Source organism: Microcystis aeruginosa LEGE 91341, from assembly GCF_015206885.1.
Lineage (GTDB): Bacteria > Cyanobacteriota > Cyanobacteriia > Cyanobacteriales > Microcystaceae > Microcystis > Microcystis aeruginosa_H.
Genome location: NZ_JADEXY010000163.1, coordinates 1 through 8,615, shown reverse-complemented (window position 1 = coordinate 8,615; position 8,615 = coordinate 1). Strand labels below are relative to the sequence as shown.

General features: G+C 42.6%; 12 protein-coding genes. 8 read left to right on the top strand and 4 right to left on the bottom strand.

Translation table 11 applies throughout. The features are described 5' to 3' along the window. Positions 1-181 precede the first annotated feature (181 nt). Complete coding sequence (locus IQ234_RS18535) at positions 182-754, top strand: manganese efflux pump MntP family protein (RefSeq protein ID WP_193958159.1); 573 nt, start codon at positions 182-184, stop codon at positions 752-754. Positions 755-771: 17 nt separating this feature from the next. Here IQ234_RS18535 and queC read toward each other — a convergent pair whose 3' ends face one another. The 4 genes from queC to IQ234_RS18515 form a co-directional block, all read right to left on the bottom strand. Next, positions 772-1,464, bottom strand: a complete 693-nt coding sequence (gene queC / locus IQ234_RS18530; RefSeq protein WP_193958158.1) for a 7-cyano-7-deazaguanine synthase QueC — start codon at positions 1,462-1,464, stop codon at positions 772-774. Next, a complete protein-coding gene (locus IQ234_RS18525; protein WP_061430171.1) occupies positions 1,464-1,826 on the bottom strand; it encodes a hypothetical protein in 363 nt (120 codons plus the stop codon). The genes queC and IQ234_RS18525 overlap by 1 nt, the downstream gene beginning before the upstream one ends. Next, entirely contained in the window at positions 1,823-2,140 is a 318-nt protein-coding gene (locus tag IQ234_RS18520; protein ID WP_046661710.1) for a hypothetical protein, read from the bottom strand. The genes IQ234_RS18525 and IQ234_RS18520 overlap by 4 nt, the downstream gene beginning before the upstream one ends. Before the next feature lie 142 nt (positions 2,141-2,282). Then, positions 2,283-2,900 (bottom strand): 7-carboxy-7-deazaguanine synthase QueE, encoded by a 618-nt coding sequence (locus IQ234_RS18515; RefSeq protein WP_193958157.1) that lies wholly within the window; start codon positions 2,898-2,900, stop codon positions 2,283-2,285. Here IQ234_RS18515 and IQ234_RS18510 point away from each other — a divergent pair. The 7 genes from IQ234_RS18510 to IQ234_RS18480 all read left to right on the top strand — a co-directional run bounded on the left by IQ234_RS18510 (position 2,877) and on the right by IQ234_RS18480 (position 8,418). Next, positions 2,877-3,434: a Ycf51 family protein gene (locus tag IQ234_RS18510; RefSeq protein WP_002781770.1), complete on the top strand. Its 558-nt coding sequence runs from the start codon at positions 2,877-2,879 to the stop codon at positions 3,432-3,434. The two genes, IQ234_RS18515 and IQ234_RS18510, sit on opposite strands and share 24 nt — an antisense overlap. A 20-nt stretch (positions 3,435-3,454) precedes the next feature. Continuing rightward, positions 3,455-4,564: an iron-containing alcohol dehydrogenase family protein gene (locus IQ234_RS18505; RefSeq protein ID WP_193958156.1), complete on the top strand. Its 1,110-nt coding sequence runs from the start codon at positions 3,455-3,457 to the stop codon at positions 4,562-4,564. A gap of 194 nt (positions 4,565-4,758) precedes the next feature. After that, a complete protein-coding gene (locus IQ234_RS18500; protein ID WP_228008618.1) occupies positions 4,759-4,959 on the top strand; it encodes a type II toxin-antitoxin system HigB family toxin in 201 nt (66 codons plus the stop codon). Positions 4,960-4,963: 4 nt separating this feature from the next. Continuing rightward, on the top strand, positions 4,964-5,185 hold the full coding sequence (locus IQ234_RS18495) for a hypothetical protein (protein WP_193958155.1): 222 nt from the start codon (positions 4,964-4,966) through the stop codon (positions 5,183-5,185). A 266-nt stretch (positions 5,186-5,451) separates the two neighbouring features. Continuing rightward, positions 5,452-6,585, top strand: a complete 1,134-nt coding sequence (locus IQ234_RS18490) for a HetZ-related protein 2 (protein WP_193958154.1) — start codon at positions 5,452-5,454, stop codon at positions 6,583-6,585. Between the two features lie 139 nt (positions 6,586-6,724). After that, positions 6,725-6,883 (top strand): hypothetical protein, encoded by a 159-nt coding sequence (locus IQ234_RS18485; protein ID WP_002776561.1) that lies wholly within the window; start codon positions 6,725-6,727, stop codon positions 6,881-6,883. A 2-nt stretch (positions 6,884-6,885) separates the two neighbouring features. Beyond that, a complete protein-coding gene (locus IQ234_RS18480; protein ID WP_193958153.1) occupies positions 6,886-8,418 on the top strand; it encodes a cryptochrome/photolyase family protein in 1,533 nt (510 codons plus the stop codon). Positions 8,419-8,615: the final 197 nt, after the last annotated feature.

The window sequence follows — 8,615 nt, the reverse complement described above, 5'->3', positions numbered from 1 at the left end:
GATCCCCCCTTAATCCCCCCTTAGTCCCCCCTTGATAAGGGGGGTGTCTGACAACTTTTAACGCCTACCTACTTAGGTTAGAGAAATGATAGATAAATGAGAGGATCATGAGAGAAATATGAAAGTTTTTTGGGGAAAAATTAGTTAAGATAAGGGGAAATTAAAGGATAAACAACTATAGATGTTTACTTCACTCGAACTTTTGACCATTTCTTTTGTAGCCGTGGGATTAGCCGCCGATGCCGTGGCCGTTTCTCTGACCAGTGGCCTGATGATTCGTCATATTCATGTTAATAAGGCTCTGAAAATTGCTTTGTTTTTTGGCGGATTTCAAGCAATTATGCCGATGATCGGTTGGGGTATCGGCCTAACTTGTCGCGATTTCCTCGCCTCTTTTGACCATTGGATCGCTTTTATTATTTTAGGGGCGATCGGCAGTAAAATGATCTACGAAGCTGTTCAAAATGATGACGAGGAAAAAAAATTTAATCCTCTAGATTTCTATACTTTAATCGGATTAGCGATCGCTACTAGCATCGATGCTTTAGTAGTTGGTTTGGGTTTATCGGTGATTAAAACTCCCTTACTTTTAGCTTGCACTGTTATCGGTTCTATTACCTTTGCTCTATGTTTTATAGCTGTTTTTATCGGGCATAAATTCGGTAATTTATTTAGTCAAAAGGTAGAAATTCTCGGCGGTTTAGTTTTAATATTAATCGGCAGTAAAATCCTTATTGAACATTTAATTGCCTAGATTATCTCCATTTTTCACTATCCTTTTCCTGGCTGTTTCAACAGGGGAGTGGCTAATTCGGGATAACCGGCCTCAATTAAAGCCTGATCTCTGATACGACAGGAATCACATAAACCGCAGGGTTCAACTTCACCTTGATAACAAGACCAAGTATCAGCAATGGGAACACCCAAACTAACAGCACGACGGACGATATCTACCTTACTATCCATAACCAAAGGGGCAATTAATTGGGGTGCTTTCCCTTCTAAACCCGCTTTTGATGATAAATTAGCTAAAGTTTGAAAGGCCTCTAAATACTGGGGACGACAATCGGGATAACCAGAATAATCCACCGCATTAATTCCTAAATATATCGCCTCGGCTGCCCTTGCTTCCGCTAAAGAAAGAGCGATCGAAATAAAAACTGTATTTCTCCCCGGCACATAGGTAATCGGGATAATATTCGGGTTAATTCCCTCTTGGGGAATAGCAATAGATTGATCCGTTAAAGCGGAACCTCCCCACAAAGATAGATTGACTTCGATCAGATGATGTTCTTTGATATCGAGGAAATTAGCAATTTTTTTCGCCGCTGCTAATTCCCGCTCGTGTCTTTGTCCATAACGAAAGGAAAGGGCAATTAATTGATAACCAGCAGCTAAAGCGATCGCTGCTGTTGTCGCTGAATCTAATCCCCCGGAAAGTAAAATAATCGCCTTTTTTGTCATTATCCTAATGTCACCTGTGCTTGTTGATAATTAGCTACTAAGATAAATTGTTTTAGCCACTGCGAACCTAACAAAATCTCCTGAATTGCCTCCCCTGCAAAAACGGGAATTTCGTATTCCTGACCATCAATTCTTACTCTGCCTAAATATATATCAAAAAATGCTTCTCCTTGGGCGGTGCGTAACTTATCTTGGTTTAAAAATGGCCATTCAAGACTGCGAGCATCTTGGTCATTCATAACACAAAACTCCGTGAAACCAGTATCTAGCATAGCTTCTACAGGTAACACCAGTCCATTGGGGCTGACTAAATCGATATCAAAATAAATTTGACCATTTTCTCCAAATCTCCCTTCAATCATATTCTGCCACTAACTCCAGTTTCATTAATGCCAAAGATATGATGGATTTTGTCGGGATATTTTGCCCTTGCTTTTTTACTAGCCACTTCTTTGTCGGGATCGATAAAATAATCGCCGCTATCGGGTTCGATCGCAATGTACCAACCATAGTAATGTTTCATTAACCGGGGCTGTAAACTCTGAAAAATCGGCCAACAACGATGATAAAATTCTAATTGTCGGGCGCGATGTTTCGCCTTTTCTTCCTCTGTAGATTGAATCTCCGGAAAAACTCGACCACGACGCACTACTCGTTCAGAATTATTGTTAGACATAGTATTTAACCTCTTGTTAGTAAATTATGAATTATGAATTATGAATTATGAATTGGGGAGATGGGGGAGAATAAATAAAAAGTAATCTCCTGATAAATGATAACTGATAACTGCTCACTGATAACTGCTCACTGATAACTGACTAGCGAACTCCTAAAAACTTATGGGTTTGGAGACTGAGACGCCATTGGGGATGCCGGAGAACATAATTAAAGACTAACTCTTTGCTTTCTACTGTATTCCATTCGGGTTGCAGATATTTAATCACCCCTTCCGATAACTTACTTTCCTGCATAGCTGCCCAGTCTAAATCCTCTGGATTAGCCACGACAATTTTTAACTCATTCACCCGTGCATAAATACTAGGATCGGGCATTTTATAAGTTTTAGGAGAAAAAGTCACCCAATCAAAAACCCCAGTAAAAGGATGAGTGCCAGAAGTTTCTAAATGTACCCGTAAACCCTGATTTTTTAATTCCTTGGTTAAAGGATCAAGATTGTGCATTAAAGGTTCACCCCCAGTAATCACCACCATGGCGGGGTTAGCCCCTTTTGCCATCTCTACCAATTCCCCCAGGGATTGTTGGGGATAACGGTGGGCATTCCAAGACTCTTTTTGGTCGCACCAAGGACAATAGACATCGCAACCTCCTAAACGGAGGAAAAAAGCATTGCTTCCCGTCCAAAAGCCTTCGCCCTGCACAGAATGGAAAGTTTCGACAACAGGATAGGTACAATGGTTTATGCTAACCGTTTTCATAGAATCAGTATTATAGAAAATATGGACATTCCCCTAAACTTCGCCAAATACACCCAATGGTCCGGTATTGCCACGCTGGTTTTTTTGGTACTCACAATTATCGCTTTTCTCGTCGGTTGGGGAATCCGCTTTCGTCTCGTCGGTGTCACTAGCTTTATGGCCGTGTTGACGGTGGGGATTTTCGGTCTTGGGTTGGGACTGTTTACCCGCACAGAAATTCCGGGAGCGGTGAGATTCTCCCTTGTCTATGATAACGGAGCTAATCAAGCTGTTATCTCCCTGCCCAATACCGTTACTCCCGAGCAAGTGGAAGCAACCCTAAAACAAGCCGCTAGTGACTTGTTTTCCTCCGGTCGCGCCGGTGCTGGCGGTAATAATCAATTTATCATTAGCGCTCGCACTCTCGTTCACCCTCAGCCCGGTTTATCTGCTCCTTTGTACTTGGGACAGATTAAAAAATCCTTCTCCGCCCCGGGGGATAATACTCCTGAACTACAGCTTTTTCCCGAAAGTTTCGCTAAAATTAGCCAATAATCCTGAGAGGTTGTCAAAAAATGTCCAATGCTGTCGCTGTTTTGCCCCTGTTAATCGCCCCCGCACAAGTGATTCGGGGTGACAATGCCCTAGAAGAATCCACCGGCAAGTTAGCGGATTTGGGTAAACGTCCCCTGGTGGTGGGCGGCGATCGCAATTTAGCTTTTTTGTCATCTCCCCTGAAAAATCTCACTCCTAGCTATCACAGTTACGCCCCCGATTGTTCGGAAAATTCCCTAGCATATTTAAAGGCATCTGTCAAGAGTCATGAGGCAGATTTTATCATCGGTGTGGGTGGCGGCAAAGCCCTCGATATGGCCAAATTACTCGCCCATCAGTGCCATTTGCCCATCGCCACGATTCCCACCTCCGCCGCTACCTGTGCCGCTTGGACAGCCCTATCTAACGTCTATTCTGACGCGGGGGCGTTTCTTTACGATCTGTCCCTAGCCCGTTGTCCGGATTTATTAATTCTCGATTACGGTATTATCCAAACTGCCCCGAAAAGAACCTTAATCGCCGGTATTGGCGATGCGATCGCTAAATGGTACGAAGCCTCCGTCAGTAGCGGTCACTCCACAGAAACCCTGATCATTGCTGCCGTCCAACAGGCCCGGGTTTTGCGGGATATTCTTTTCCAAAAATCCCCGGCAGCCCTGGAAAATATCGGCGGGGAGGACTGGAAACAGGTGGTAGATGCCACCGTTTTATTGGCTGGAGTAATTGGTGGTTTAGGGGGCGCTAATTGTCGCACCGTGGCCGCCCATGCAATTCATAATGGTTTAACCCATATTCCCGCTTGCCATCATGCACTGCACGGCGAAAAAGTCGCCTACGGCATTCTCGCCCAATTGCGTCTAGAAGAAATAGTTTTGGGCAATCAATTAGCAGTATCGGCCCGGGGGCAACTAATCCAGTTTTATGAACAAATTGGTTTACCGAAATCCCTAGAGGATTTAGGATTAAAAGATGTTTCCCTTGCCCAATTGCGCCACGCAGCCGCAATTGCCTGTCAGCCTAATTCGGACATTCACCGTCTGCCTTTTACGGTTTCCCCCGAACAAGTTATGGCGGCCATGGTTTCCACTACCACTGCCGATACGATCGGGCAGAAAGTTAAAGCTAATTAACGGGAATATTTTCGGGACTTATTGATAAAATGCACGTTATCAGTCGGAGGAAATTAAATAAATTGGCCGAAAGGTAAGTGGGTGGGTGGAATTAAATATAAGATGAACGTGGGTTGGGTTGAAGCATGAAACCCAACGCCCGCTCATGTTACGCTACCGCTAACCCATCCTAATTAAAAGAATGGTATCAAAAAATGAAGACAGGACAATTTCAGTCCATAGCAGAATTAAGAACCATTTTCCCCAATGCTGACAAAGTAGGAAAACTGACTGTCTTTAACATAGGTGGAAATAAGATTAGACTCATAGCGGCGATTCATTACAATCGACAAAAAATTTATATTCGAGAAGTTTTAACTCATCCTGAATACGACAAAAACAAATGGAAGGAGTAAAAAAATGCCGACGATAAATCTAGAGAAAACACAGCAAGCCTGGACAAACTTAAAGCCAATACTATTTATACCTCGCAACGAATCAGAATATGAACAATTAGTAATTATGTTAGATAATTTGATAGATGAAATAGGAGAAAATGAAAATCATCCTCTTGCTTCTTTAATGGAAATGTTGGGAATATTAATAGAAAATTATGAACAGGAAAATGTTCCCGAATTATAAATGGTAGGGGTGGTGCATTCCCAAATATTGGTTAACCTTGAAATTGTCATGTTTTCAGGGAAACGCACCCTAGTAAGCGATGCGTGCGCCCCAAATCCTTATCCGGCAAAAGACTTAATTGATTAGTTCGTTCTAGTCGGGTGTTGGGTAAAATTGGCAGCGATAGGCCTTCTCCATGGCTCAGGTTCTAGTATATATCGTGTAAATGCGCTAATATTTAAACTAAAGCCGTCCTAAAAAGACGGGGTTTGGAACTCAATTTTTCGATGACGACAATAATCGACGAGTTAAGGCAACAATGGCAAGATCGCCTCTCTCAAACAGAGGATTCCTTAACCGATCGCCAACGGGATACCATTATCAATTGGTTACTCGGTGAAGATAGCCAACGTTGGGAAAATTTAGACCAGAGAGATTTAGAAATCGCTAAACGGGGATTAGTCTATCTTTGGCAAATTCTGCGGCAACGCTATCTCAAGGTTAGTCCCACCCGCGCCTATCGTAACCTGATCGATCGTCTCGGCGCTTGTGTCACTCTCCGGCAAAAAATTCGCACTTGGGTTTCCTTAAGTCGCGATCGTCAGCAAGCGGTGGCCGATGTCTTGCAGGAAATCATTCAGGAGATGTTAAATAGCGATCGCTATCTGCAATCCCAGTTAGCATGGATCGCTCGTTGTACCACCGATCAAGCTACTCGCGATCAGCTGCTGTTAGCCACCCTGGAGGAATACGCTCTGCGTCCGATCCGCAATCAACCCCTGTTAGCCTATCGTTTTGTTAATTATCTCCGTCGTCAATCGAAAAGCGGTATCACTAATGTGCCTCGGGAAGAAATGATCCGGATTCTCTCCGATGAAATTAGTGGCGATGAGGGGGAAAATAGCTTAAGTTTACTGGATCAAAATGCGATCGCTACCTACGAAGATCAACGCACTTGTCAAGAAGCGCAAATTATCCGGGCAAAAGTTCAAGAGAGTTTTGCTAGGTATCTAGAGGAAAATGTTAGTCCAGAGGCAGTGACTTGGTTTAACCTCTATCTAGGGGGCGAAAACCAAGATGCGATCGCAAAGGCGATGAATATTCCCGTCCAACGGATTTATCGTCTCCGGGAAAAAGTTGGCTATCATGCGATTAAGGTTTTTGCCCTCAAGGAAGGGACAGAATTAATCAGTGAATGGTTACAAATCAGCCCGAAAGAGCATAATTTTGGCTTAACTCTCAGTCAATGGCAAAGTTACTATGCCGCCCTTTCTCCCACGGGTAAAAGCGTTATCGATGGCTTAAAAGCGGGTAAAACCCTTGAGGAAATCGCTGGCGAATTAAACTTTAAACGCACGCAAGTGGTCAAAGAATGGACGCAACTTTATCTAAGCGCCCAAAGTCTCAGGACAAAAACCTAATCAGGAGTCAGGAGATAGGAGTCAGTATTCAGGAGTCAGGAGACAGCTTTTTTCCCCCATCTCCCCAATTCCTAATTCATAATTCCTAATTCATAATTTATAATTACCATCCCCTTTTTGATTTTTGACTTCAATAAATATGTGGATTATTAGCAAAAAAGTCGGGGTATTTACCCATTATTTAACCCCTACGGGGACATTTACCCCCAGCATCGACAAAGCCAGTAAATTTTCTGCTCGGGAAATGGCGGATATTATGGCTAAAAAATACGGGGGAATAGTCGAGGCAATGAAATAATTATGACCATTGGCATTTGGATTTTAGGGGATCAATTATGGACAGGACAAGCGGCCTTAGCTAATCGTCAAGCCTATTCACAGGAAACACCGGTTATTCTAATTGAATCCCACAATCATGTTCGACAAAGACCCTATCATCAGCAAAAATTAGTTTTAATCTGGTCGGCGATGCGTCATTTTGCCGAAGAATTAAAAACTTTAGGATGGGCTGTCGCCTACGAAGTTGCTGAAGATTTTGAGCCGATTTTATCTGCTTGGATTAAGCGATTAGGGATTAAAGAATTACAGATCATGATGCCTAATGATTTGCCATTTATTAGATTAATTAAAAATCTCAATTTAGACTGTGCTATAACCCTAATTGATAATAATCACTTTCTCTGGACAAGGACAGATTTTAATAATTGGGCTAAATCTCGTAAAAGACTATTACTAGAGGATTTCTATCGAGAAAGTCGCAAAAAATGGCAGATTTTAATGGAGAATAATCAACCCATAGGAGGACAATGGAACTTTGATAAACAAAACCGCAAACCGCCCAAAGATGGATTAAAAACTACTGCTCCTCTTTGGTTTGAACCCGATGAAATTACCCTTCAAGTTATCGCCGATGTGGAAGCTTTAGATATTCCTAAATATGGAAAAATTAAACCTTTTTCCTGGGCAGTAACCCGCAGACAAGCTTTACAAGTCTTGGAGCATTTTATTACTAATTGTCTGCCCAACTTTGGACCCTACCAAGATGCGATGATAACGGGAAAAGAAACCCTCTGGCATTCCCTATTATCTCCCTATCTGAATCTAGGATTACTAACGCCGTTGGAAGTGATTCAAGGGGCAGAAATCGCCTATAAAAAAGATAATTTAGCCCTAAATAGCATCGAAGGATTTATCCGTCAGGTGTTGGGATGGCGGGAATATATGCAGGGAATTTATCATTATCTGGGAGAAGATTACGCTAATCATAATTGGTTTGAGCATCAACAACCCTTACCGGCTTTCTTTTGGGATAGTAATCAAACCGAGATGAATTGCCTCAAACAAGTATTATCCCAGGTGGAAAATACTGGTTATGCTCATCATATTCAAAGATTAATGATTTTGAGCAATTTTGCCTTAATTTTTGGTTGCTCTCCCCAAGAGATTGAAAACTGGTTTCATAGTGTTTTTATCGATGCCTACGATTGGGTAATGCAGACTAATGTACTGGGAATGGGACAATTTGCCGACGGGGGAATTCTCGCCTCCAAACCCTACGCCGCCTCGGCCAACTATATTGATAAAATGAGTGATTATTGTCGGGGTTGTCTGTATAAAAAAAATGAACGAGTCGGGGATTTAGCCTGTCCTTTTAACTTTCTTTACTGGGATTTTTTGGCGCGACATCGAGAAAAATTAAAATCCCAAGGTCGAGTTAATATGATTTTAGGTCATCTCGATCGAATGTCGGCAGCTGAACTTAATCAAATGCGCTACCAGTCCAACCAATTACGAGCTATCAGTAGTCAGGAGTCAGGAGTCAGTAGTCAGTAGTCAGTAGTCAGGAGTCAGGAGGAGATAGGGTGATAGGGTTTTGGGGTGATAGGGTGATAGGGTTTTGGGGTGATAGGGTGATGATGAGACAAATTCCCCACTACCCCACTTCATAATTCATAATTCATAATTCATAATTCCCATCTCCCCACTTCCCCACTTCCCCACTTCCCCACTTCCCTACTTCCCTACTACCC